General features: G+C 35.7%; 15 protein-coding genes. 8 read left to right on the forward strand and 7 right to left on the reverse strand.

The features are described 5' to 3' along the window. Window positions 1-17 precede the first annotated feature (17 nt). Window positions 18-4,058: a two-component regulator propeller domain-containing protein gene (locus K322_RS0103900; protein WP_026625708.1), complete on the forward strand. Its 4,041-nt coding sequence runs from the start codon at window positions 18-20 to the stop codon at window positions 4,056-4,058. A gap of 149 nt (window positions 4,059-4,207) precedes the next feature. Here K322_RS0103900 and K322_RS0103905 read toward each other — a convergent pair whose 3' ends face one another. Together K322_RS0103905 and pdxR are read right to left on the reverse strand one after the other, a co-directional pair. Further along, complete coding sequence (locus K322_RS0103905; protein WP_026625709.1) at window positions 4,208-6,976, reverse strand: AAA domain-containing protein; 2,769 nt, start codon at window positions 6,974-6,976, stop codon at window positions 4,208-4,210. A 59-nt stretch (window positions 6,977-7,035) separates the two neighbouring features. After that, a complete protein-coding gene (pdxR, locus tag K322_RS0103910; protein WP_026625710.1) occupies window positions 7,036-8,451 on the reverse strand; it encodes a MocR-like pyridoxine biosynthesis transcription factor PdxR in 1,416 nt (471 codons plus the stop codon). Window positions 8,452-8,551: 100 nt separating this feature from the next. On the opposite strand from pdxR, the gene K322_RS0103915 reads away from it, so the two are divergent. Further along, window positions 8,552-9,022: a pyridoxamine 5'-phosphate oxidase family protein gene (locus K322_RS0103915; RefSeq protein WP_026625711.1), complete on the forward strand. Its 471-nt coding sequence runs from the start codon at window positions 8,552-8,554 to the stop codon at window positions 9,020-9,022. 810 nt (window positions 9,023-9,832) lie between these two features. Further along, on the forward strand, window positions 9,833-11,008 hold the full coding sequence (locus K322_RS0103920) for a cation:dicarboxylate symporter family transporter (RefSeq protein ID WP_026625712.1): 1,176 nt from the start codon (window positions 9,833-9,835) through the stop codon (window positions 11,006-11,008). 68 nt (window positions 11,009-11,076) lie between these two features. On the opposite strand, the gene K322_RS0103925 is transcribed toward K322_RS0103920, so the two are convergent. From K322_RS0103925 to K322_RS0103940, 4 genes are read right to left on the reverse strand one after another with little or no spacing between them, the layout of a single operon-like run. Next, window positions 11,077-12,654 carry a calcineurin-like phosphoesterase C-terminal domain-containing protein gene (locus K322_RS0103925; RefSeq protein ID WP_026625713.1) on the reverse strand — a complete coding sequence of 526 codons (1,578 nt, stop codon included), beginning with the start codon at window positions 12,652-12,654 and terminating at the stop codon, window positions 11,077-11,079. A gap of 19 nt (window positions 12,655-12,673) precedes the next feature. Continuing rightward, on the reverse strand, window positions 12,674-13,171 hold the full coding sequence (locus tag K322_RS0103930; protein ID WP_026625714.1) for a hypothetical protein: 498 nt from the start codon (window positions 13,169-13,171) through the stop codon (window positions 12,674-12,676). 42 nt (window positions 13,172-13,213) lie between these two features. Next, window positions 13,214-14,674 carry a SusD/RagB family nutrient-binding outer membrane lipoprotein gene (locus K322_RS0103935; RefSeq protein WP_035331253.1) on the reverse strand — a complete coding sequence of 487 codons (1,461 nt, stop codon included), beginning with the start codon at window positions 14,672-14,674 and terminating at the stop codon, window positions 13,214-13,216. A 14-nt stretch (window positions 14,675-14,688) separates the two neighbouring features. Further along, window positions 14,689-17,895 carry a SusC/RagA family TonB-linked outer membrane protein gene (locus tag K322_RS0103940; RefSeq protein ID WP_026625716.1) on the reverse strand — a complete coding sequence of 1,069 codons (3,207 nt, stop codon included), beginning with the start codon at window positions 17,893-17,895 and terminating at the stop codon, window positions 14,689-14,691. Window positions 17,896-17,981: 86 nt separating this feature from the next. Here K322_RS0103940 and K322_RS0103945 point away from each other — a divergent pair, with 86 nt between their 5' ends. From K322_RS0103945 to K322_RS0103955, 3 genes are all read left to right on the forward strand, one after another. After that, the gene (locus K322_RS0103945) at window positions 17,982-19,097 is read left to right on the forward strand and encodes a hypothetical protein (RefSeq protein ID WP_026625717.1); all 1,116 of its coding nucleotides are present in this window, start codon (window positions 17,982-17,984) and stop codon (window positions 19,095-19,097) included. Window positions 19,098-19,421: 324 nt separating this feature from the next. Beyond that, window positions 19,422-19,649: a hypothetical protein gene (locus tag K322_RS21055; RefSeq protein ID WP_026625718.1), complete on the forward strand. Its 228-nt coding sequence runs from the start codon at window positions 19,422-19,424 to the stop codon at window positions 19,647-19,649. Between the two features lie 184 nt (window positions 19,650-19,833). Further along, entirely contained in the window at window positions 19,834-21,138 is a 1,305-nt protein-coding gene (locus K322_RS0103955; RefSeq protein ID WP_026625719.1) for a voltage-gated chloride channel family protein, read from the forward strand. 18 nt (window positions 21,139-21,156) lie between these two features. Here the strand turns inward: K322_RS0103955 and K322_RS0103960 are convergent, their stop codons facing one another. Continuing rightward, window positions 21,157-22,017 carry an AraC family transcriptional regulator gene (locus K322_RS0103960; protein ID WP_026625720.1) on the reverse strand — a complete coding sequence of 287 codons (861 nt, stop codon included), beginning with the start codon at window positions 22,015-22,017 and terminating at the stop codon, window positions 21,157-21,159. A gap of 370 nt (window positions 22,018-22,387) precedes the next feature. On the opposite strand from K322_RS0103960, the gene K322_RS0103965 reads away from it, so the two are divergent. Then, window positions 22,388-24,178: an L-fucose isomerase gene (locus K322_RS0103965; protein WP_026625721.1), complete on the forward strand. Its 1,791-nt coding sequence runs from the start codon at window positions 22,388-22,390 to the stop codon at window positions 24,176-24,178. 217 nt (window positions 24,179-24,395) lie between these two features. Next, on the forward strand, window positions 24,396-24,788 hold the full coding sequence (locus K322_RS0103970) for an L-rhamnose mutarotase (protein WP_026625722.1): 393 nt from the start codon (window positions 24,396-24,398) through the stop codon (window positions 24,786-24,788). Window positions 24,789-24,827 lie beyond the last annotated feature (39 nt).

Genomic DNA, 24,827 nt, shown 5'->3' on the forward strand with positions numbered 1-24,827 from the left:
TAGTAAATACTAGCACTATGAGAACTATACGTTATTTGATCTTATTCATCATATTGATCTTCTCACATATATCGGATATGTCTTCTAATCGCATAACTCTTAATTCAATTTCTGTTATCGATCAATTTCCCTCGAAATCAGTCCATAGAATAATACAAGACAAGGATGGTTTTCTTTGGTTTGGAACTGACGATGGATTATGTAGATACGATGGATATAATATTCTTGTGTTCCGTTCGGATTTAAACAACCCAAATCTTCTGACAAATAATGAAATAACATGCTTGCATGAAGATCATAAAAACAACATTTGGATTGGGACAAAAAGAGGTCTGAATATTTTGAATAGAGAAACGTTACAAATTATAGAATTCCCAGATAAAAAAATCCAGGAGTTCAATATACAAGCTGTTTTTTGCGATTCTAAAGGTTATATCTGGATAGGGGTTAACAGTCATCTTTTTCGTTACAACCCTGAGACACGAAAGACAACAGAATTCAAAAATAGCTTAATCAATCAAGGTCAGGGTGTTAGTTCAATCTATGAAGATCATTCGGGTAATATATGGGTACTGATCTGGGATAAAGGAATCTTTAAGTATGAAAAAGATGGAAAATTTACAAGCTATCCGCCAATTGGAGAAAAGAATATTCCATTTAAAATGTATCAGGACAATAACCAACGATATTGGATATGTACATATGGAGATGGGGTATATCAGTTCGATCCCAATAATCGAAAGTCGATATACAAAAAATGTGTGATTGTCAACAATAAGAATAACGAAGAAGAGAAAATATTTTTTAGTATCGTACAAGATAACACCTATGGATACTTGTGGTTAATGTCACTTTCGGGTATATATGCGCTGCACTGCAACAAAGATAACCAAATACAACAGGTGGATGTTTCGTACTTATTTAAAAAAACAAATAACCTATTTAATGAAATTATAAAAGATATCGATGGAAATCTATGGATTGCAGCGTATGATGAAGGAGTGTTTTCTCTAAATTTTAATAAGCCTATTATTTATAACTTACCTTTTAGTGACATCCTAAATTCAATTGGCGTTGTTCCTAATATCACGGCGATATATAAAGATTATGACAATATTTTATGGATAAATCAAGATAGAGTCGGATTAATCTTCTATAATCAGAAAACAAATAAGGCTAAAACATATAAAGATTTCATTGATCTCAAGAATCTCAGTTTTTTAGAAAATGTATCCTGTCTTAAAAGTTTCTCAAATACAGAGGTATGGGCGGGAGCCGGAAATGAAGCTAAAATAGCTGTCATAGAAAAGAATAATAAAGATTTTCATTTAAAAAATATAATCGATTTAAATAATCATAATAATGCCCATGAAGTTGGAATAAAAAAGATATTCAGAGATAATAATCATAATTTATTTGTAATAGGTCAAAGGCATGTGTATATAAAAACTCATCAGACAAAGAAATTTAATCTTCTGCCTTCTGAATTAAGCAATATTGCAAATATAACAGAAGATCAGGATGGTAATATATGGATGAGCAGTAGTCAAAATGGTTTTTATCGAGTAAATATCAATTCTTCGAAAACAATACCGGACGTAAAGATTACAAACTATAATAAAAGAACGAGTAAATTGGTGAGTAATAATATTCATTCTATCTGTTGTGACAAAGAAAATAATGTATGGCTAGGATCTAAAGAAGGGAATATAATACTTTACAACAAACAAGAAGCAAAATTCGAGGATTATTCGAATGAATTGAGAATGACAGGAGAAGCTGTTCTTGATATATTTGCAGATAACAATAATAATATCTGGGTTACAACAAATAAAAAAGTTATAAGCTATAATAAATCAATAAAATCTTCCCGTGTATATTCAATATACGATGATCTTATTGTCAATTCATTTCGTTCAGGATCTTATTTTATTGATAAGGATAGTAATATGTTATACTTTGGAGGCAACAGAGGTTTGTGCATATTTAAGTCTCCTGATTTTGAAAAAAAGAATATAAACAGTAAGATTATCATATCCGATGTAAGCATCAACGGACAATCGCTTTTAGTTGGTTTGAATAACAATAAGTTCGAGGTAATTTCTCAAAAGCTGGCATTGTCTCCGGATGACAGGAATATTGAGCTCAGTTTTACGACATTTGACTATACATATCCGGGAAAAGTATTATATGCCTATAAGATGGAAGGGGTGGATGATGATTGGATCTATACAAACCGACAATTTGCACATTATAATCAACTAAAAAAAGGCAATCATATTTTTCGAGTGAAGGCAACTGATGAGAACGGAATATGGAATACCCCAATTGCCACACTCTCTATATATAAAGCTCCGGCCTTCTATGAAACATGGTGGGCATACACATTATATATTTTGATATTTTTGATATTGGCATATTATATTTATAGAATAATAAGGCAGAGAATACAATTGCAGCAGGAATTAAAAATAGCGCAGATCGAAAAAGAAAAATCAGAAGAGCTGACTCAGGTCAAACTAAAATACTTTACAAATATTTCTCATGATTTACTGACTCCATTAACTGTCATTTCGTGCCTTATTGATGATATTGAGACGTTACTGGCTCCTGAAATACATCAGTTTTCCATAATGCGGGCAAACGTAAACCGCCTCAAGAGATTATTAAGACAGGTTTTAGATTTTAGAAAAATGGAAAGTGGAAATATGAAACTTCGTGTTACAAATGGAGAAATCTCAACTTTTATAAAAGATATTTATTTAAATAACTTTATTCCTTTATTTGAAAAAAAGAAAATTGACTTTTTCTTTTTTTCCGAACCCGAATCGATTTTAGGGTACTTCGATGCAGACAAAATCGATAAAATAGTTTATAATCTACTTTCTAATGCTTTAAAATTTACCGAAGAAGGAGGAAAAATAGAATTGAGATTACAGCTGTGTAAACAAAGTAATCATAACTGTATATCTATTATCGTTGCAGACAACGGGATTGGGATCTCTTCCGAAAATATAAAAAATATCTTTACTCGCTTTTATAATAATAGAAGTATTGATACAGGACAAACAAATGGCATAGGTCTCTCTTTAGCCAGAGATTTAGCAGAACTTCACCATGGTCAGATTTCAGTAGAAAGTAAACAAAATATAGGATCGACTTTTACCGTAATTATTCCAATCGACAAATCGGGTTTTGATGAATCAGAGTTAGATAATCATCTATTAAGCAATAAAATAGTAAAAGAAAAACACAATAACACCCCCATAGAATTATCAACTTCTGAAAATAGAATTAGAATAAGAGAAGATATTAATCTGCTACTGGTAGAGGATAATGACCAGATTCTGCAGACGATGAAAAATATACTCCAAAAACGTTATAATGTTTTTATAGCATCGAACGGAGTTGCCGCAATAAAAGAAGTAAGGAACAACAATATAGATATAATTGTAAGTGATGTAATGATGCCTCAATTAGATGGTTTAGAATTATGCCGAATTATAAAAAGTGATATTAATACAAGTGATATCCCAATATTGTTGCTTACAGCAAAGAGTAGTATAGAAGATAGAATAGACTGTTATGACGCAGGAGCTGACGGATATATCTCTAAACCTTTTGATCTCAAACTACTAGTGGCACGCATCAACAACTTTTTAGCGAATAAGAAAAAAAGACAAACTGAATTCAAAAACAATATTGGGATAAATATATCTGTACTGGAATACCCCTCCTTAGATGAACGTTTTCTGAATAAGGCCATGAGTATTATTGAAGAACATCTGAGTGATACAAGTTTCGATCTTGAATTATTCTCTCAGGCAATGAATATGTCTAAATCATCATTATATCGAAAGATTAAATCGATGACAGGCTTCTCTTCTAATGATTTCATACGCAATATAAGATTAAAGCATGCTTGTCAAATGTTAAAGGATAAATCGATAACAATATCGGAAGTTGCTTATGCTACAGGTTTTTCCGATCAACGCTACTTTGCCAAATGCTTTAAAAATGAATTTAATATGACTCCCAGCCAGTATCAGCAGCAGTGAATTTATCCGTTGTGAGATTCCTTGTCTGGAAAAGCAATTATATTTATCGATTTCCATACTGATTTTTATTTCGAACAGTATCAATTGAAATATCCAGTCATTAACAGAGACCTGAAATATTGCTCTGTTAATGATATCATAAAACAACGTTAACTCAAACCCATTGAAGTGTTTAAACATTCAATAATTCTTTTCTCTTCATTATGTCCATCAGTTGATAGCCTAAGCAATGGCAGTCCGATAATTTCCAAAATGTGATCTTTCTTATTGTCCCTTTCCTGTTGTAACTTATTATCATGGAATGAAACACCGTCTACCTCAATAGCTAAAACAGGGGTTTTATCCATTTTGTTATACAGTAGAAAATCGATTCTTGAATTGTTCTTTATAAATTGGATTTCATCTTCAGAAAATGATTGAAAATCCCGAACAAGGTCTCTAAGCCGATATTCTCGAACCATATCAATTGACGAGAATTGAACATTGTTTTTAAGTATATCTTCATTCAATAGCTTATCAATAATAATCTCTGCGGCAGAGCCTTTTATATTCTTGTTGGATGAAAGAAACGAAGTGAAGACTTTATTGTATTCTTTATATAGAAGGTCAAAAACGGAACAGATACGACCTTTAATAATCGTTTCATTGGGGTCGGTGGTATAACATATATAGCGTATCATATCACCGATATTTGTTCCGTGAGGAAGCTCCATTGATTCAGGTTTTACGACAATAAATTCTTTAACGGCTCTTGATACAGCTACGTTAATAAGGTTCGGATTATCTATAAATTCCCCGATTTTGCTTCTGACCGTATTGAATATAATCACATTTTTCTCACGCCCCTGGAATTTATGTATCGTGTCGGCTTCCGCACCATCGGGTAGTCGCTTCTGCAGCATATCGGCATGCTTTCTATAGGGAGCAATAACTCCTACTTCCGTATAATTCATTGAAAAGTTTTCTCGTATATAAGAATCCGTTTCATCTATCTGTCTTTGATTATAATTATCTCTTTCTCCGGATATATTTGTTTCTATGATTCTGAACGGATGATTACTTCCATCAGTCATAACAACCAAATTATTATTGTAGTATTTCTTATTGCAAAATCCAATAATAGTAGGATGGCATCTATAGTGTTCTTTTAGTAAAACTGATTTTACACTATTCCCATACAAACTTTTCAACGAATTCAGAATATTCTGTTTAACATAGTCATATACAGGAGAAATATTGTACTCCACTTGAAATTGCTCTGCAGCCTCTTGGCTCTGTTTATCTACAATATGAGTTAGTTGGAGACTATCTCCGACAACAATCACATTTCGACAACACGAAAAGCATACAGCAGACTTTATTATATCTACCTGTGAAGATTCATCTATAATCAAATAGTCGAAAAGATATCCGTTAGGGATACTTGTGTGCAATGAGAGTGTAGAACTTAGTATTACTGGATAACGCTTTGCAAAATCATTAAACTGCTTGCGATAATCTTTTGCATTAAATTCGGCTTTATCTAAACGATTATACTTTTTAAATAACTCACCATTGAATACTTCTTTTGATGTTTCAATAAAATGTTTAAGGTTAGATTCTTCATTATTAGATGCTAACCAGTTCTCAACATCCAGTATTTCGTTTTCTATTTTTGTTATATATAGTTCATAGAATTTATGATTTGCATAGATGGGCAATTCTTCACCATAAACACTGATACTTTTAAGGTCAAATAAGCCATAATGAAAAAATAACCGCAACGTATTTCTGATAGACAGTCTTCTTTTAAGCTCTATATATGATAACAAATCTTTTAAACTCAAAATTCTGCTATAATTCCATTTACGACGGAATTTCTTGTCAAGCATAGCTTTTACCTCCAGATTGATTGGCTGCTCTGCTTTTATATGTTCAAATTCTATTTCAGCATCTGATAACTCCGTTTTTAAAGTGGCTAATTTATTTCGGTACTGAAAACATTTAGTTAGTATGGAGTCTAATTCCTCAATCTCATTCTTTGCTCTTTTTAATCGCTCTTCCGAAATTTTAAAATTAGGATCAACTGTTTGTTCTTCAATACTGTCAAAGAATGAAGTTTTATTCTCTTTGTTCCCAAGTGATGCTACAACCATCCCATAGCCATATTTTTCTAACTTCTCCCGTACATTGAAGACTGCAGAATTGTTGTTAGAAACGATTGCAACAGTTTTGTTTTGTACAATAAGATTGGCTATTATATTTAAAATTGTTTGTGTTTTTCCAGTTCCCGGAGGTCCTTCCACGATACTTATGCTATTTCTTAGAGTCGTCTCAACTGCCAGTTTCTGACTTTCGTTGCATCCGAAAGGGTAGATGAGGGGTTCTTTAGATGTGGCAACAGCAGGATTAGTTCCGTCAATATATTTGGATAACGCAGACCTTGATTCGAATAAATCTATACCGTCAAGAGCCTTGAGCAATATTTCAGAACTTATTTGATTTGGATTTTTGTTTTCAGTATCCTCTGCTGGGATGTCAAATGATACACCTCCTGATTTTTTCAGTATTTCTTTAAAATAATCGATAATCGATTTAGCTTGATCTGTGTCTTTTTTTATATTACAAATTTCAATATCAGAACTTTTTTCAATAGGATAAGAATTGTTATCTCCATTGCGGAAAATCAAATAATGACCGTAACTATCAACTGTATCATATTTCTCATTCAATTTGCCATTCTCGTATATGCGAACATTTTCGCAAGTTGATATAAACGGATAGTACTTAACCTTATCGGCTCCGTAATTATAGCTTCTTGCATTACTAAATGTGATGTGATATCCGTTGTCGGTACGGGTAACTGCTGAAACATCTCTCCTGTATTCGAACTTTAGAGATGTTTTATTTTTCAAGTATATTAGGAACGGGTACTTCATCGATCACTTTTTATTATAAGTTGTTGTAATAGTAGTATTAAGTTAGATTTATGAATAATCTATAGAATTTTACTCCAAATTTTAATTCCTTTCTCTAAATCTGCTTCGGACAAAGATGCATAACCCAATCTAATTCCAGATATCGACTTGTCAAAACTGAATCTGTCAGGTGTATAGAAATTGATAGCTTTAAGATTAGCCCTTTTCTGTACTTGAAATAAATCAATGTTTTCAATCGGTTTAATCCAAAAAGCCAACCCTCCATCGGGTTTCTTGTAAGTTACTTTATTTTCTAAATAATTATCTAAGAGAGATGCGAAAAAATCTCTTTTCTGTTCATAATAGCTTAACATTCTTTTCTGATGCCTGCGAATAGCTCCATCTGCGATCAATTCCATGATAGACTGTTCCATTATTGCATCTCCCTGTATATCTATAATTTTACGGAGTTGGCCTACCTTTTCTATAAAATCGGGATTAGCTGCAATATAACCTACCCTTATTGCCGGAGCAATCAATTTGCTTAAAGTTCCTATATAGACATAGTGGTTTTTGTCAATATTGTCGTATGAAGATATGGGCATGATCGGACGTTGGGAGAAATGAAACACATTGTCGTAATCGTCCTCAATGATAGTAAACCCATATCGGTTAGATAATTCAATCAATTTTAACCGACGGGCAAGACTTAAAGTTACCGTTGTTGGGTATTGGTGATGCGGTGTTACATAGATGGCTTTAATATCTTTCTTTTTTAATATAGCTTCTACTTCTTCTACATTTATTCCTTCATCATCAACAGGAATGGGCAAAATTGTAGCACCTGCATGTTCAAAGGTTTTCCATGCGGGCTTGAATCCAGGGTTTTCAACTAAAATGATATCATCTTTTTTCAATAAGCAATGAGCTGTTAAAAATAAAGCCATCTGGCTCCCTCGTGTTATACAAATTTCCGGCAATGAAGTATTCATGCCTCTATTCTGGTTCAGCATATTTGAAATCATATCACGAAATTTATCATCACCAAACTCACTTGCAAGATTCATTATCTGCCATCTGGCTTTGCGATTGAATATCCGACGGTATGCCCGAGCCAGCTCTTCCATGGGTGCACATGAAGTATCCGGTAGGCCATCATCAAACAAGATATGCTTTTTTATGGCAGCGTCTATCGGCTGCTTCACTCGCTTTGGTGTTTCATTTACAGGAGATATCCGTATCTTATCCGAGACATAGGTTCGCTTTCGCTCTTCGGAGATAATCCATCCTTCTGCCGACAATACATCGAATGCCTGAACTACAGTATTCCTGTTTATACCGAGTTCCGCCGCTACTAGCCTTGTGCCGGGCATCAGTTCCCCGGTTTTAATCTTTCCGTTTTTGATAAACTCTATTATGCTATCAGCAATCTGGATATAAACCGCTTTTTTTTGAGTCTTATCAATTCTGGTTTGTAACAATTTAAAATCGAACATCTGGACTGCTTGTTTTTGTTCTATCTGTACCACAAATATAGTCCAATTGTTTAATAGCTTTGCGGACTAAAGAAAAATTAATTATCAAAAAATAAGAGTTATGCAAGGAAGAATGAAACAACATCAGCTTAATCCCACTGAAATAACAGATGTATTAAACAAGGCAGAAGTAGGCAGAATTGCGACTAATGATCCGAATGGATTTCCTTATATCGTACCGGTTCATTATGTCTATTGGAATGATAAGATATATATTCATGGGCTTATCAAAGGGCAGAAAATAGCATATCTGAAACAAGACTCCAAAGTGGGGTTCGAGGTAGACGAGATGGGTGCTATTTTGCCTGATACCACGATTGTATGTGATACAAATACAGAATTCAGAAGCGTTATCATATTGGGAAATGCACAAATGATAGATGAGCCTGAACTAAAAAAAGAGATACTTAAACATATCGTGAAAAAATACACACCCGAACTTAGCCACATGGAATTTCCAGCCAATATGTTCAAAGCTACCGGAATAATAGAGATCACTCCATCTGCCATTACTGGCAAATACTATAAATAAACCTAGTTTTAAAAGAATAAGAACAGAATAATATTTCTGGCAAAATGGGAAATGATATTATCAAGAATGGGTCTCGATCTTATAATGTCGGTTTATCTAATAAATAAAACTGTGTTCATATTTCAAATGAGGAATATAATATTAGGCCGCCAGTTTCTTTAGTCAGAATCCCGTTAAAAACATAAAATCAATAGAAAAGGATTCTCTATATTATGTATGATGCGATTTGATTTTAATAAACTCTTATGACGAAAATTCGAGTAAAGCCTCATTCCCGTTTTAGACATGGGAAGAGACAAATAGAGCATAAGTACTATTGAACTGTTTGGGGGGATTAGTAATAAATGATAATTCAGTTAACATGAATCAAACTAGTGTTACAGTCTCATATTAGTTTATAATACCAGCTTAGGTTATTGATGTTCACCTAAATGGATTAATGTATGTAGATGGGTAAATAATTATCAGAGTGCACTCTCTATTAATGCAGACAACTGAGACTCAAAAATGTTTTACGTGTGATCAAAAAAAATATATTTTAACGTTTAATAAGATCTGCTTTCTGACCTGAAATACCATGAAAGTGGTATTTCGGGTGATGGATACAAGTTATACTTTTATCTGCTGAAATTGAGTATGTATGTGCCTAGGTTAAGAGATCATAAACCGATTTTGGCTTACAGGCTTCATCCTAAAATATATTTTAAATAAATAGAAGTATTTAATGATATGCTTTCAAGTGTAATAAAATCAGTTTGTTATATTTTTCAAAGCAATAAATAGGTCTGTGACCTTAATTCCCCATTATCAATGAAAAGATTATTATCAAGTACAACCATCAGGCTTTTTCTGGGAGTCGTAGGTGGTGTTATTATTGGATTGCTAGCCTCTGAGGATGTTATTGGATTTATACTTCCGATAAAACATATTCTGGGACAGATTATTTTTTTCTTAATTCCTCTTATTATTTTCGGATTTATCACACCATCCATAACTCGTCTCAAAAGAAATGCGTCGAAGTTGTTGGGGATATCGCTACTGCTGGCTTATGTTTCATGTATAGGTAGTGCCTCACTCGGTGCTTTTGTAGGGTATATGGCAATACCTTTGCTAAATATTACACCCGATGCAGGAGTTACTAATGTTGTTCCCGAAATGTTGTTTAAGTTAGATATCCCTCCGTTAATGTCTGTGCTGAGTGCTTTGATTTTTGCTTTTCTTATAGGGCTGTCTGTAATCTGGACTAATGCTTCGAAAATAGAGGCGGCATTATATGAATTTCAAAGTCTCATTTTTGCTTTGGTTAAGAAGGTTTTAATCCCGATACTTCCATTTTTTATTGCAGCTAATTTCAGTATATTGGCGTATGAAGGAACGCTCGCTTCCAGATTGCCTGTTTTTCTGGCTATTCTGCTAATTACGATCTTATGTCATATTATCTGGCTGAGTTTTCTCTATATTTCTTCGGGAATATACGCAGGGATAAACCCATGGAAAGTGCTGAAATATTATGGCCCGGTTGTTCTTACAGCATTGGGAACCCAATCATCTGCAGCCAGTCTTGGTGTAGCTATAGAGCAAACCAAGAAGAGTCCTGTGTTGAAAAGCGATATCAGAGATTTTTCTATACCCTTGTTAGGTAATATACACTTTCCCGGCTCTATATTAGATGTTGTTTTTCTGTCTTTGGCTGTGTCTCAGTTGTTATATGGAACTATGCCCGATGTTAGTAAATTGTTAGTATTTATACCTCTATTGGGAATTTTTGCGATAGCAGCCCCTGGACTCCCGGGTGGTACCTTGATAACTTCTTTAGGTTTAATTCATGCCGTTTTGGGAATCGATGAGGCAGGCATTGCTCTTATGATTACGATATTCGCTCTTTTGGATAGTTTCGGAACTACTCATAATATAACCAGCGATGGAGCTCTGACTCTTACATTATCAGCTTATTCGGATAAGAATAATCTGCATGCAGATTCTTAGTTTAAAATTGGTTATACATAAAAAAGCTGCCATTTATAGGCAGCTTTTTTATTTTTATAGATGTCTATTTATTTAGATAACTCCTTAATTTCATAAGAACTGGTTTGTGTAAAAGTTCGTCCAAACATGTCTGTCGCACGTACTTCTATCTGGTGTACTCCAATAGGGAGGGTAGTGGGTATATTAGCTCTCCAAAGGTGATTGGATATCTGTGCATTAGAAGGACGTCGAACAGGTTTTACTTCTGTATCATAATCCCAGTCTTGCATGTATCGATAGTAGGTCGGATCGTAATCGTCTATTCTTTGCATTTTAGTCCATTTTCCTGTGTCGACACGATACTCAACAATATCATTGTTGCTTCCCATAAAAAAGTTGGCGTATATTCCGGATGTCACCCATCTGCCTTTGTATGGAACGACCTTAGGATTGTATATCGATAATTGATAATCGTCCGGCTGTCCGGCGGTTTTATAGTCTAATGTGTATTGATTGCCTGATATGTTTAGAAGAGCATATCCTTTAGGTGTACCATCTCTCATTGTTGAGACCGGAACTCCGCTTTCGTTAAGTACTCCTGAGTACCAATCACCGCAAGTCGTTCCGACATTATATTCATGAATTGGATTTGTTCTGTTCAACCCCTCTTCTTTACCTATAAAATTATTATATTGTATATGTGTATGTGCGGTTAATACCAATACATTAGGATACTTTTCAAGCAACGAATAAAGTTGTTGGCGATCGGTTTCTCTGAAAGCATCTTTATCCTGTTTATCATACAACGGAATATGCATACTGATAACAATTAGCTGATCGGGAGTTATATACTTCAGGTCATTTTCAACAAATTTCAGCTGATCCGCACGTAAACCACCCAGGTAACCTTTACCTGTTACCGGATTGGGATATAGAACATCATCCAATACTATAAAGTGGGCTTTTCCGTAATTGAAAGAATAATTGGCCGGCCCAAAATTTGCCTCAAAAGTTTCATCTGAAAAGATATCTTCTTTAGCATCGTAGTTCATATCATGGTTTCCCAGTACATTGTACCAAGGTAGTCCCATTCCTTGTATTGCCTTCTGATACGAGGAATGTAAAGTCAGATTATCTCCGACCAAGTCTCCCAAAGTAATACCGAAACTGATACCCTTTCTCTTGTTGGCTTCATTGACAATCCCTTTGGTGAAGTATTCAATTTCTTGTTCTGAATAAGCTTGTGAATCGCCGAATATGTAGGAGGTGAAATTCTCTGGTTCTTCTGTTTTTATCAATCCAAAGTCCACGGATTTAGGCAATTCTCCCGTCGGAGCTGATCCTGAGTAAGTCAAAACAGGAGAACCCTGAGGTTTGTGTATGTAGTATGATTTTGGAAAATTGTATTCATTTAATGAAAATTGATACCCCGATGGTTTTATAACAAATATAATACTATTGTCCGTTACAGGTAAATTGTATTTTCCTTCCGAATCCGTTAATACCACATCGGTTCCATTTGACACCGCTACATTTGCTATTCCTTTTTCTTTGCGGTCTTTTTTTCCATTGTTGTTGTCGTCTCCATAGATATAGCCCTTAGCTATCTGTTGTGCAGACAACTGCATTGTACATAATAAGGCAATTATAATAGGAAATTGTTTCATTATTTTATAATTAAATTTTTTACTTATTAACTGTCATTTTACTTGCTGATAGTTCAATCTGATCATACAATGCGATAATATCTTCAGCCTTTTTAGCTTTGCTAAGAGCCTTTTCGAATTCGTCACTGTTTTCATAGAACAGACAGTATGCCAGATCGAGGTAGCCGGATAGTTTTGATGCAGCTATTTCCCGATTCATATTATCTTTCTTTACGGCTTTCCTGTAATATTTATCTAACTTCTCGACTGACTCCAAAAGATCTGGTTTTTGAATTTCAATATCAGAACCTGTTAAGCCTATTTTCGTTTCGAATCTTACCAAAAATGTTTTTTCAATAACTTGTAATTTTTTTGCGATAACATCTCCCAGATCATGGGTGCTGTAATCTGTTACATTTTCGATATTTATCGGTTGAGCATATGTGTCGAATACAAATTTGTTATTTGCACTTTGTCCGTGTATGTTGCTTATCATAATAAACAATCCGGATGTAATTACAATAAATAATCGTTTCATAATCGTTTTTATTGAGTTAAGGGTTGGAACCTCTTATTTGACTTAATTCTTTTCCCACCATAACTGGGTATTAATATTATCTCCTCCAATATTTTGTACTGCAATTTTGTAATTTTCGTTATTCATTCTTACTACAACTGTCGGATATTGGTATCTCACAGGCATTTTCCCATCGTTTAATAAACCTCCGTTTTTAGGTAATACAGGCAAACCTGTTCTCCTGAATTCAAACCATTGTTGGAAGTCTGTAAAGAATAGCGCGTAGTATTTTTGTAGCATAATACGTTCTAATGTTCCATCATATTTTGCATTAGTGTTTTCGAAATAATTTGTAGGAACGGTTCCTCCCCAGTGAGAAATAGCTGATGTGACTCCAGCCTTATAATATTCTTCTGCATTACCTGAAATTATTTTTTTGAAAGCTAATTCAGCCAGAATGAACTTAACTTCGGCTGTGCTCATCAATATTATCTTCAAAGGAGCTTTTGCCAGAGCCTGATTCAGATTAGAAGGAGTGTAATCAAAGTTAGTACCTACAACATATCCCGAAGGAATACCTTTATATCCCATATCCTTATTGTTCAGATCCTTCGCCTTTCCTGCCCACAGGGGTAATCTGGGATCATTCATGGCCAATAGGTTATCTATGAAAAATTCTGATGCAGCACGTCCCGTTGTAAAATCCTGAGGTCTGGCTATTGGCGGTAAATATGGAGCTGTACCCGAAATCGGGAGTAAAGCACCATCTGTATCACTCGTGAAAATCGGATATTCTGTAGGATTATTTATAATTTGTTTCATTTTGTCTAATACCTGCATTTCCGAATCCCTTTTCGAAATTCTTAAGAGGACTCTCAATTGTAGCGAATTACAGAATTTCTTCCATTTCAATATTCCTTCTGCATCGGTGTCAGCATTATACATGAAGTCTCCGGTAAAGGTCAGTTTCGAAGAAGTATTAAATAACTTGTTAGCAGCATCAAGATCGGAGATAATTTTGGCGTAAATCTCTTTTTGTGTATTGAATTTAGGGTGTAATAGGCCTTCTTCCGCACGTCCAGCTTCTTCCATCGGGACATCTCCGAAGCAGTCGGTTAGATTGGCGTATATCCAACTATTGAGAGTCAGGGCTATTGCCTGATAGTTTGCATCGTTATTCTTAACCGCAATGTTGTACATTTCCCTGATAGCTGTCAGCCATTGATAAGAGGTCGACCATGTGCTGTTTCCTGAATTTTCTGTTAGATAATAGTGACCTATATCTGTTCCGTTGCTTGGAAAACTCAAAGAATTCTGCATAATATCGAATGTGAAATCATCGGCTCTCATATAATTAAAAGAGGCCATTTCGAACAGAATAGGACTTAATAAAGAGCCTTGAGATATTTCGTCTATCCTGTTTGGATCTTTGTTCATATCTTCAAAACCGTTGTCGCAAGCACTAAAACTGGTTAGAATAATAGATGATATAAAAGCGAGAAATATATTTTTATTGATTTTCATACAAGTATTGCTTATTAGAATTTTACATTAAGATTTACGCCCACTGTTCTTGATGATGGCAATTGTCCCATCTCCACGCCCGGAACAATGCTTGAACTGTTAAGTGCAGCGGCTTCCGGATCGAAGAGCGGATATTCTTTTACCCACATCCATAAATTACGACCAAAAAGAGCAAGAGATAATGAATTTACATTCAGCTTATTTGTAATTTTCTTTGGGAAATTGTATTCGATACGTGCATCTCTTAACTTGATGAACGTAGCATCGAATGAATTAGTTTCGACATTGGCGCGACGGTAATAGTCCGAATAATACTGAGATACTGTTATTCTGGTCGTATTGGGTGAATAAGTACCGTCACCATTGTCTACAACCCCGTTTCCTACAATTTTGCCGTCTTCGGAGTCTCTACCATATAAAGTATGTTTCAGTTTGCCTTGTTCAGTCATCTTGTGGTGTGATTGAGAATATACAAGACCTCCGTATTGACCATCAAAAGAGAAAGATACCCTTACATTTTTTATAGTAAATTCGTTTTGTATTCCGGCTTTCCATTTTGCATATGCGTTACCGACATATTCTACGTCAGCATTTCGTGCTGTTAGTCCTGTTTTAGAATCAAATACAACCTGTCCTTCAGGATTTCTTACCAGCTTATACCCGTACATATCTCCCATTGATCCTCCTTTTTTAGCATAGAAGTATACTGTACCGGATTGTGCTATAAGTTGGCTCTCGTCATCAGCTAGGTCGGGAGATAACTCTAATACTTTATTCCAATTTTTAGACCAGTTGGTTGTGACCCTCCATTTGAAATCTTTGTTTTGTATGGGTGTTCCACTTAATAATATTTCCAACCCTTTGTTACGTACCTTACCTGCATTTACGGTAGCTTTACTGTATCCGGTTGTAGGATCAAGAGGTACATCTATTATTTGGTTCTTTGTATAATTCTGGTATCCTGTTAGATCTAAATTCAATCGATTGTTAAACATCCTAAAATCTATACCTGCTTCATAGTTTGTCGAAATTTCAGGTTTGAATGTCGCGTTGTAAAGGGTTCTGGGCATAAGAGCCGCGCCCGAGAATTCACTCATGCTATAGTATTTGGATGTTTTGTAAGGATCGGTGTCATTTCCAACCTGAGCCCACGAAGCTCTCAATTTTAGAAACGAGATTTGTTCAGGTAGTTCTACCATGTCGGATACAACACCGCTAAGGCTTGCAGATGGGTAAAAGAATGAATTATTTTGAACTGGAAGAGTACTCGACCAATCATTACGGCCTGTAATGTCAAGGAAGAGTATTTTTCCATAATTCATGTTTATAGTACCATACAAGCTATTTACCTGTTTTTCTCTATTGGTTGAGTTCAAAAATGGTGAAGTTATCCCATTAGATAATTTATATACACCGGGAGTAACCAGCCCAATAACATAGCCGGACTTATTTCTGTATTCGGTTTTTCTTATATTTCCTCCTGTCGAAGCCCGGAAGCCAAGTTGTTTCGATAACTGATCTCTATAAGTAAATAAGAAGTCAGTATTTGATTCTAAATAATTAATGTCATCTTCCCTGTAATATCCCTTTGTGTAATTAGCAGTATTGTAAGGTCTTTCCTGAGATCTGTTTTCGTGGGACATTTCAAGAGAGGTTCTTAACAAGAGCTCAAATTTCCGAGAGAACTCGTATATGGCATTTGCTGAACCGATCAACGTATTTTTATCCGATGGATTTTGCATTTCGTATGCTATGATATAGGGGTTATCTATATAGCTGCTGAAGGGGTGGATCTGTTCTATTTGATTTTTATCCTTTTTCCACATAGGGCGATACCATGCCAGATCAACATTAGGATTCTGGAAGATCATAAAATAAGCGATTGACTGGTTGTTGTAACCTGTACCCGGTAAGTTATCACTGCTGCGATTGGTGAAATTGATTTTTGTATTGAATTTCAGTTTATTCGTTACTTTATAATCAAAAGAAGTGGCAAACGATATGCGGTTAAAGCCTGTATTAGGCATCATCCATTTATTTGCCTGATGGGATAATGACATACGAAATGCACTCTTTTCAGAAGCTCCTTCTACTGATATATTATTCCGAAAATCAGTTCCTGTCTGCCAGAAATCTTTTATGTTGTTTTTGTAGGGACGCCAAAGCTGCCTTTCGAGACTTTGTCCTTCCTGTTCAGGATCATATTGAAAATACATTTGTCCATCAAATTTAGGTCCGAATGCACTACTGGTTGATCCTGTGTTTACACCGTCCTCAGATGCTCCGTAAGAGTAATACCAATTCCCGTTTTTGTCTTTTTGTTGAGTTCCTTGTCCGTATTCATATTGGTAATCGGGCCAGCGAAGTACATTGTCTATACTGAAACTGGAACTGAAAGATACTCCGATTCCTTTTTTTTGTTTAGTTCCTGATTTAGTAGTAATAATTAAAGCTCCATTTGCTCCACGGCTTCCGTAAAGAGCTGCGGCAGAAGGTCCTTTTAGTACAGTGACAGATTCTATATCATCAGGGTTAATATCACTAATAGCATCCCCGAAGTCAATAGGAATATCACTACCTGCTCCTGCTCCGTAAGAATCGGCACCCGTACCTGTTGCCGATCCTCCGATAGGTACACCATCCAATACGACAAGGGCATTGTTGCCATCTATATTCATAGAGTTATCTCCCCTTAGCGATATTCGTGAAGTTCCGAGTGGACCTCCTCCTGCACCGGTGATATTTAATCCTGCCACTTTTCCGGAAAGGGCTGTAGCCCAATTGTTTGATCTTGAGTCAGTCAAGGCTTCACCGTTTATTGTTTCAGTCGAAAAACCAAGACCTCTTTCTTCTCTCTTAATACCTAAGGCTGTTACAACAACTTCATCGAGGCTATTCTGATTCGACTTTAATATTATTGAATAAATCGATTTATTCGGTTCTATTTTAACGCTTAACGGATCGTATCCTATATACGTTACTGTTATTATACCATTATCAGATGGTATTTTAAGCTCGAAAGCTCCATCAATGTCGGTTAGTGATGAGATTTGCGTTCCTTTAAAATTAACGGTTGCTCCGATTAACGGCTCTCCCGAATCGTCTTTTATAGTTCCTTTGATTTCTATTGTGTTGTTTTGGCTAAAGCCGGGCTGGATGCCCATAAATAACAGAATGCAAAAAGATAGTAATTTTAGTAGATTGGGTTTTTGTTTTCTCATTAGGCTCTAATTATTATAAATGCTTAATTTTTGTAAACAAAAGTATTCTGGAATGATTACTGTATTGTAAACCTAATGTTGAGTTTGTGTTAAGACTGGCTTCTCCGAAAATAGAAGCCGTGGAAATAAATTCGTATTATTTTTATTTATATTCTAAAAATCATACAACTGTAATAAATCTGTTTATTTTTGCTTTATATTATAATAGTAAAGAACACTCATCACCGGAATATATGTTAGGATTTAACGATAAGCTTATAAAAGCTATAGAAGAACTTATACCTCGAAAAAAGGATCAGCAGGCTTTTCTTCAGAACATACTACCTTTGGGTAAAGAAACTATTTATAGGCGGCTTAGGGGTGAAATTTTCTTTACTTTTTCGGAAGCTTGCATTATTGCAAACAAATTAAAAATATCACTGGATACTTTAGTTCAGGTCGAAAATCAGAATACGCCTTTATTCAGTTTAGGTCTGTCTACATCTAAAAATCCTGTTGATACTGTAAAATTAAAACTGCAACAGCATGAAGACTCTTATACTCAATTTCTAGAAGATCCCGGACTTACTATAAAATCAGTCTTTAGCTTTGTTCCCTACTCATTATTGTTTCCTTTTGATGGATTGTTTAAATTCAAGATGTTTCAGTATCTATATCAGTTAGATACAAAGAATGTCCCAGATCGATATTCTGCTTTTGATTTACCGGAAGAATTAAATCTGTGTAGGCAGGATTTGTCCGAAAAGAACCCCTTTATGCCTAAGGATATGACCATTATAGACCGAAAGATATTTATATATATGGTTGAAGAAATAAACTTTTTCCATTCTCTAGGTATCTTAACAGAAGAGGAAAAAAAATATTTAAGAGAAGAAATGCTTCAACTGATTCATTATTTCGAATATATAACTTCGTATGGAGTACGTGAGGCTAGTGATATGGAAAGCCTGATCTATTTATCAAATGTTAATGTATATTACAGCTATACACTAGTTCGGGGTAATGACTTTGTCTGTTCTTATATGGATGGTATTTATTCGTTAAATACAATTTTGTCTACAGATGCAATAATATGCAAAATGCATGAAGAATGGATAGAATCATTAAAGCGGTTTTCGACTCTGATTAGTGTCAGTGGCGAAATAGATAGACGTTCTTTCTTTAGCTTGCAAAAGAAGCAAATCGAAGATTTATTATCTTGAATAATTTTTCATGATAAATATATCAAAAAAAGACTCAATTATACTAAGTGTATATTTGAGTCTGCTATTGTGTTTATATATGATAAAATGACATTTAATAACAAAACATCTTACATTTATATTATTCCTTTATTATATTGTGTCAGGTTCTGACTCAAATTTGAATCATCTTCTGAATTGAAGCCTTTTTTGACATAGAAAACCAGATTAAACTACATAATAAGCTCGTAAAATAGATTAGATAAAGGGCGTTATTCCAATATATTTGTATTAACAAAGAATAAGAAATACCTGCTGTTATTATTAAATTAATAAACATACGGAATGGTAAAGAGAGATATTAATATTAGGGCAAAATTCATCAGAGGGCTATTACTGACAAATAAAGAAATGTCTTTGAGACAGATAGTCGAAATTACAAAGCATGATGATATTACTGTTGCGGTCACTATAGGCTGGCTTTTACACGATGAGAGAATTAAAGCATATAAAGACCAGTTTGGAAGTATACATTTGGTATTTGACAGTCCAATAAGTGAAATCTATTACTAAATATTATTCAGTTCTTTTTTTGTTTACGCTTAATAAAAAACGGGAATCATAGATGTGAGTTGAATGCCCCTTGACTAAGAAGTGATTTTTTGGTCTTGGGGCGCTTTTTATCTTTATATTTTCCAAAACTAATATATCTTTGTATGACTTTGCCACGGACATTTATCTTAAATTAAAGAAAGTGATGCTTTACTCCCGATTAAAAAAGCTATCTGTATCTATCGAACAATTCCCTGTCTTTTTATACCTGATACGCTGGTTATGCCTATCAACAGTTATCGGTTTATTGGCGGGATCTGCCTCTGCTCTATTATTAGTCTCTCTAAATTGGGCGACCGATTATAGAGAGTCGCATCTTTGGATTATATCGTTACTGCCTTTGTCCGGACTTCTTATCGGTGCGATGTATCACTATTGGGGCAGTACCACAGTTAAAGGTAATAACTTGTTGATAGAAGAGGTGCATTCTCCCCGAAAGATTATTCCTTTGCGTATGGCTCCGCTAGTATTTATCGGCACCTTTCTCACTCACTTATTCGGAGGTTCGGCGGGTCGGGAAGGTACTGCCGTACAGATGGGGGGAGCTATTGCCGACCAGTTCTCGAAACTATTTAAACTGAGAAGCCGTGACCGTAAAATTATAATAATAGCAGGGGTAAGCGCAGGTTTTGCGTCCGTTTTCGGGACGCCTTTAGCAGGAGCTGTCTTTGCATTAGAAGTTCTGATTGTCGGTCGTGTAAGATACGAAGCTATTTTACCTAGCTTTTTGGTGGCTGTTATTGCAAATTATACATGCCATGATTTATGGAAGGTAGCACATACACACTATTCGGTTCCTTTTGTTCCGGAAATGACTCCTTTGAATTTGTTATATGTGATTTTCACGGGAATTGTTTTTGGACTAGCGGCATTGACTTTTTCTAAGTCCGTACATTTCTGGAGTAAATTATCTAAAAAAATAAAATTTCCCCCGCTAAGACCTTTTTTCGGAGGAATTATTATTGCATTGTCGGTGTTGCTTATGGGTACAACCAAATACATTGGTTTGGGAGTGCCTACTATTGTGGAATCTTTTACCGTGCAGCAGGACTGGTATGACTTTCTATTGAAGATACTATTGACAACATTTACCATTGGTGTTGGTTTTAAAGGAGGAGAGGTAACCCCTTTATTCTTTGTAGGAGCAACATTGGGTAGTGCTTTATTTGGTTTTATACCATTGCCGATGGCTTTACTTGCTGGCATGGGGTTTGTGGCTGTTTTTGCCGGAGCAACAAACACGCCGATTGCCTGTTCGTTAATGGGGATTGAACTATTTGGTGCCGGATGTGGCATTTATGTAGCTGTCGCTTGTGTTGTAGCTTATTTATTTTCGGGACATACCGGTATATATACTTCTCAAATTATAGGAAGTCCCAAGCATTTACTTTTTGGACGATTGAAAGGAGTATCCTTATCTAATATTCTAGATAAAGATAAAAGGTTTTGATCGGTTGATCAATTCTCTTTACTGACTAAAATTACTCCTGTACTCTACAGGGGTTTTATTTGTGTAGGACTTAAATAATCTCGTGAAATAGGAGATGTTGTCATAACTGAGTTCGTAAGCTATGTTTTTTACTGAAAGATTAGTGGTTAGCAATAACAACTGAGCTTTTTCTATTTTCTTCATTGTAATGTATTTCAACGGAGTATACTTCATTTCGGATTTGAATATGCGGATAAAATGATCGTTGCTGATATGTAATAAATCAGAAAGATTATCTAATTGAATATTATTGTGTATGTTTTCATGGATATACTGCAAAGCTATATTTATTCGTAAATCTTTACTCTCGAGTTTTTCGGTTCTTCTCGCTAAAAAACGAGATATCAGTTGAGACAGAATCCCCTGAGTTTCGATCATCGAATGTAGCGGCAGTTTGTCATTCTCTGCATTGTATTGCGAAAATGTAGGCGGATTATCATAAAACTGAGGATCGAAAAACTTCAGATTCCTCTCGGGATTTATAGCTAGCAGCCGTTTGATAAGTTCACTGTCTAGCGGAGAAGTTCTGATCGCTACCGGAAAATTATATTTATCGAATATGGTAGCTGTATTGATTGTGCTTTCATAGAAATGAATGTAATAAAGCGAAAAGTAGCTATCGCATTCATCGTCATGGAGTGTAAAAGGTGGAGTCAGATATAGATGATCGGGTTTCAGATCGAAAGTATATCCGTTTATCTTGGTTCGGGCAATGCCTTTGTCTACATAATATATACGAGCAAAGGGGCTGTAGATATCTTTCCAGTTCCAGTTAGCATTTAACTCCGAATAACCGATATTCAGAAGTACAAGATCAGGATTTGAAGTACTGCTTGTCATAGTATATATCGTTTTTAGATGATTATTAAGGGTTGATAAATATAGTGTTTATAATCAGATAAAATAATAGGTCTTCGCATTAATAATAAGTAAAAGAAAGTATTATATGGTCGCCTGGAAGCGATAATTATTTGTTGTATTTATACTTACAAAGTCAATAAAAAGGTCTGAGACCTTAAAAAACGGATAATTTATCACATTTATGTAAGATTATCGATATTATGTGTTAAAAAACATAATATCGATAATCTGTTATTTATCTGTCGAAAAAATGAAAGTGAGATATGACTTATTCTTCTATTTTTGAAACAAAGGAGAATAAGCAGATTGAAAAAGGGTATAAGACCTTGTAACCTAAATTATAAATATGATGAAAACAAAAAGATTTCAGGGGCAATGGCCTAAAATAGGTATCCGCCCGACAATCGACGGACGTATGGGCGGAGTAAGAGAGTCGCTCGAATCTCAAACAATGGGAATGGCTCAGAGCGTAGTCGATTTATTAACATCTACATTAAAATATCCGGATGGAACTCCTGTTGAATGTGTTATTGCAGATTCTACCATAGGTCGTGTAGCGGAAAGTGCTGCTTGTGCCGAAAAGTTCCGCAAAGAAGGAGTCGGCGTTACCTTAACTGTTACTCCTTGCTGGTGTTACGGCAGCGAAACGATGGATATGGAACAGCATACCGTAAAAGCGGTTTGGGGTTTTAACGGAACAGAACGTCCCGGAGCAGTATATCTGGCAGCAGTACTGGCAGGCCATGCACAAAAAGGCTTGCCTGCATTCGGTATTTACGGGCACGATGTTCAGGATGCCGGAACAAAAGAAATTCCATCGGATGTAAAAGACAAACTCATCCGTTTTGTAAAGGGAGGTCTGGCTGTTTCTATCATGAAAGGAAAATCTTATCTGTCGATAGGAGCTGTATGTATGGGTATTGCCGGTTCGATAGTGAATACCGATTTCTTCGAAGATTATCTGGGGATGCGCTGTGAGGGTGTTGACGAAGTGGAAATAATCCGCCGTATGACCGAAGGTATATATGATAAAGAAGAGTTTGAAAAAGCATTAGCTTGGACGAAGGCTAATTGCGCCGAAAACGAAGATATATGCAACCGCGAAGACTTGAAAAAAGACAGAGCAGCGAAAGACAAAGATTGGGAATTTGTAGTAAAAATGGCTCTGATTGTCCGTGACCTGATGAATGGTAATCCTAAATTGAAAGAAATGGGATTCGGAGAAGAAGCCTTAGGTCATAATGCTATTGCAGCCGGTTTTCAGGGACAGCGGCAATGGACGGATTTTTATCCAAACGGGGATTTTGCGGAAGCTATTCTGAACTCGTCATTCGATTGGACAGGAATCCGTGCGCCTTATGTACTTGCTACGGAAAATGATGCTCTGAATGGTACTGCTATGTTATTCGGATATCTGTTAACAAATACAGCTCAGATATTTGCCGATGTACGTACTTACTGGAGTCCCGAAGCTGTAGAACGTGTTACCGGACAAAAGTTAACGGGTGCTGCATCCGAAGGAATTATACACTTGATCAATTCGGGTGCTGCAACTCTGGATGGTTCCGCTCAACAACAGGATGCAAACGGAAAACCTGCCATGAAACCATTTTGGAATATATCGGAGAAGGAAGCAAAGGCTTGTCTGGATGCTACCAAATGGGTTCCTGCCAACAGGGAGTATTTCAGAGGCGGCGGTTTTTCTTCTAAATTCCTGACTAAAGGTGAGATGCCTTGTACAATGGTTCGTCTGAATCTGATTAAAGGCTTAGGACCTGTATTGCAGATAGCCGAAGGATGGACAGTTGACCTTGATCCGAAAGTACATCAAATTTTGGATGACCGCACAGACAAGGGATGGCCTACAACATGGTTTGTTCCTCGGTTGACTGAAGATCCGAACTTCAAGGATGTTTATTCGGTGATGAACAACTGGGGTGCAAATCACGGTTCCATCAGTTACGGACATATAGGCGCCGATATTATCACATTGGCTTCGATGCTTCGTATTCCGGTTTGTATGCACAATGTTTGCGAAGACGATATTTATCGTCCGGCGGCGTGGTCGGCGTTTGGTATGGATAAGGAAGGTTCTGATTTCAGAGCATGTCAGGCATACGGACCTCTTTACAAAAAATAGGTTTTCAGAGCTTATTGCTTCTTTTTTATCTATAGGCAAAGCGGTCTTTGAAATCAGTTAACAGTGATCAGTTAACAAAACCAAAAAGGAAAAAAGTAACATCGAAAATTGTGTGTTGATGTTGTAACCTTTGTAACCTTTTAGGCTGAATTGAAAGTTCAGAGTTGAAGCTGGAGTTTTTAAAACAAAAAGGTCTGTGACCTCAAAACAGTAAAGAATGGCTGAAGATCTAAAAAAAGGATATCCGAGAAATCCGGCAGGAGTAACGAAACGCTTCTGCCAGTTTCTGAAACTGAATCAAGAAACGGTGGATCAGTATAAATACTGGCATGATAGACGTAATATATGGCAAGAGATCCCCGAAGGTATCCGCAGAGCCGGAATTATCGATATGGAAATATATGTGATAAATGATACCGCCTTTATGATACTCGAAACACCGGTTGATTTTAATTGGGATGAATCTTTCGGAAAATTGGCCGGCTATGAAAGGCAGTCTGAATGGGAGGATTTTGTTTCTCAGTTTCAAATAACGGCTGATGGCAGGCGTTCCGATGAAAAATGGGAGCTGGTCGAGCGGATTTTTTCCTTGGATGAAAGTCTGAAGTAAGTAATATATATAATAAACTGAAATAATAATAAAATGGTC

The sequence above is a fragment of the Indolivaga capnocytophagoides DSM 22835 genome (assembly GCF_000426485.1).
GTDB lineage: Bacteria > Bacteroidota > Bacteroidia > Bacteroidales > Dysgonomonadaceae > Dysgonomonas_A > Dysgonomonas_A capnocytophagoides.

Excerpts from the sequence above, each read along its gene's own strand:
- K322_RS0103955 (WP_026625719.1), top strand. The coding sequence starts at position 19,834 with ATGCTTTACTCCCGATTAAAAAAGCTATCTGTATCTATCGAACAATTC.
- K322_RS0103925 (WP_026625713.1), bottom strand. The coding sequence starts at position 12,654 with ATGAAACAATTTCCTATTATAATTGCCTTATTATGTACAATGCAGTTG.
- K322_RS0103940 (WP_026625716.1), bottom strand. The coding sequence starts at position 17,895 with ATGAGAAAACAAAAACCCAATCTACTAAAATTACTATCTTTTTGCATT.
- pdxR (WP_026625710.1), bottom strand. The coding sequence starts at position 8,451 with ATGTTCGATTTTAAATTGTTACAAACCAGAATTGATAAGACTCAAAAA.
- K322_RS0103905 (WP_026625709.1), bottom strand. The coding sequence starts at position 6,976 with ATGAAGTACCCGTTCCTAATATACTTGAAAAATAAAACATCTCTAAAG.
- K322_RS0103900 (WP_026625708.1), top strand. The coding sequence starts at position 18 with ATGAGAACTATACGTTATTTGATCTTATTCATCATATTGATCTTCTCA.
- K322_RS0103960 (WP_026625720.1), bottom strand. The coding sequence starts at position 22,017 with ATGACAAGCAGTACTTCAAATCCTGATCTTGTACTTCTGAATATCGGT.
- K322_RS0103930 (WP_026625714.1), bottom strand. The coding sequence starts at position 13,171 with ATGAAACGATTATTTATTGTAATTACATCCGGATTGTTTATTATGATA.
- K322_RS0103915 (WP_026625711.1), top strand. The coding sequence starts at position 8,552 with ATGCAAGGAAGAATGAAACAACATCAGCTTAATCCCACTGAAATAACA.
- K322_RS0103970 (WP_026625722.1), top strand. The coding sequence starts at position 24,396 with ATGGCTGAAGATCTAAAAAAAGGATATCCGAGAAATCCGGCAGGAGTA.
- K322_RS0103965 (WP_026625721.1), top strand. The coding sequence starts at position 22,388 with ATGAAAACAAAAAGATTTCAGGGGCAATGGCCTAAAATAGGTATCCGC.
- K322_RS21055 (WP_026625718.1), top strand. The coding sequence starts at position 19,422 with ATGGTAAAGAGAGATATTAATATTAGGGCAAAATTCATCAGAGGGCTA.
- K322_RS0103935 (WP_035331253.1), bottom strand. The coding sequence starts at position 14,674 with ATGAAAATCAATAAAAATATATTTCTCGCTTTTATATCATCTATTATT.
- K322_RS0103920 (WP_026625712.1), top strand. The coding sequence starts at position 9,833 with ATGAAAAGATTATTATCAAGTACAACCATCAGGCTTTTTCTGGGAGTC.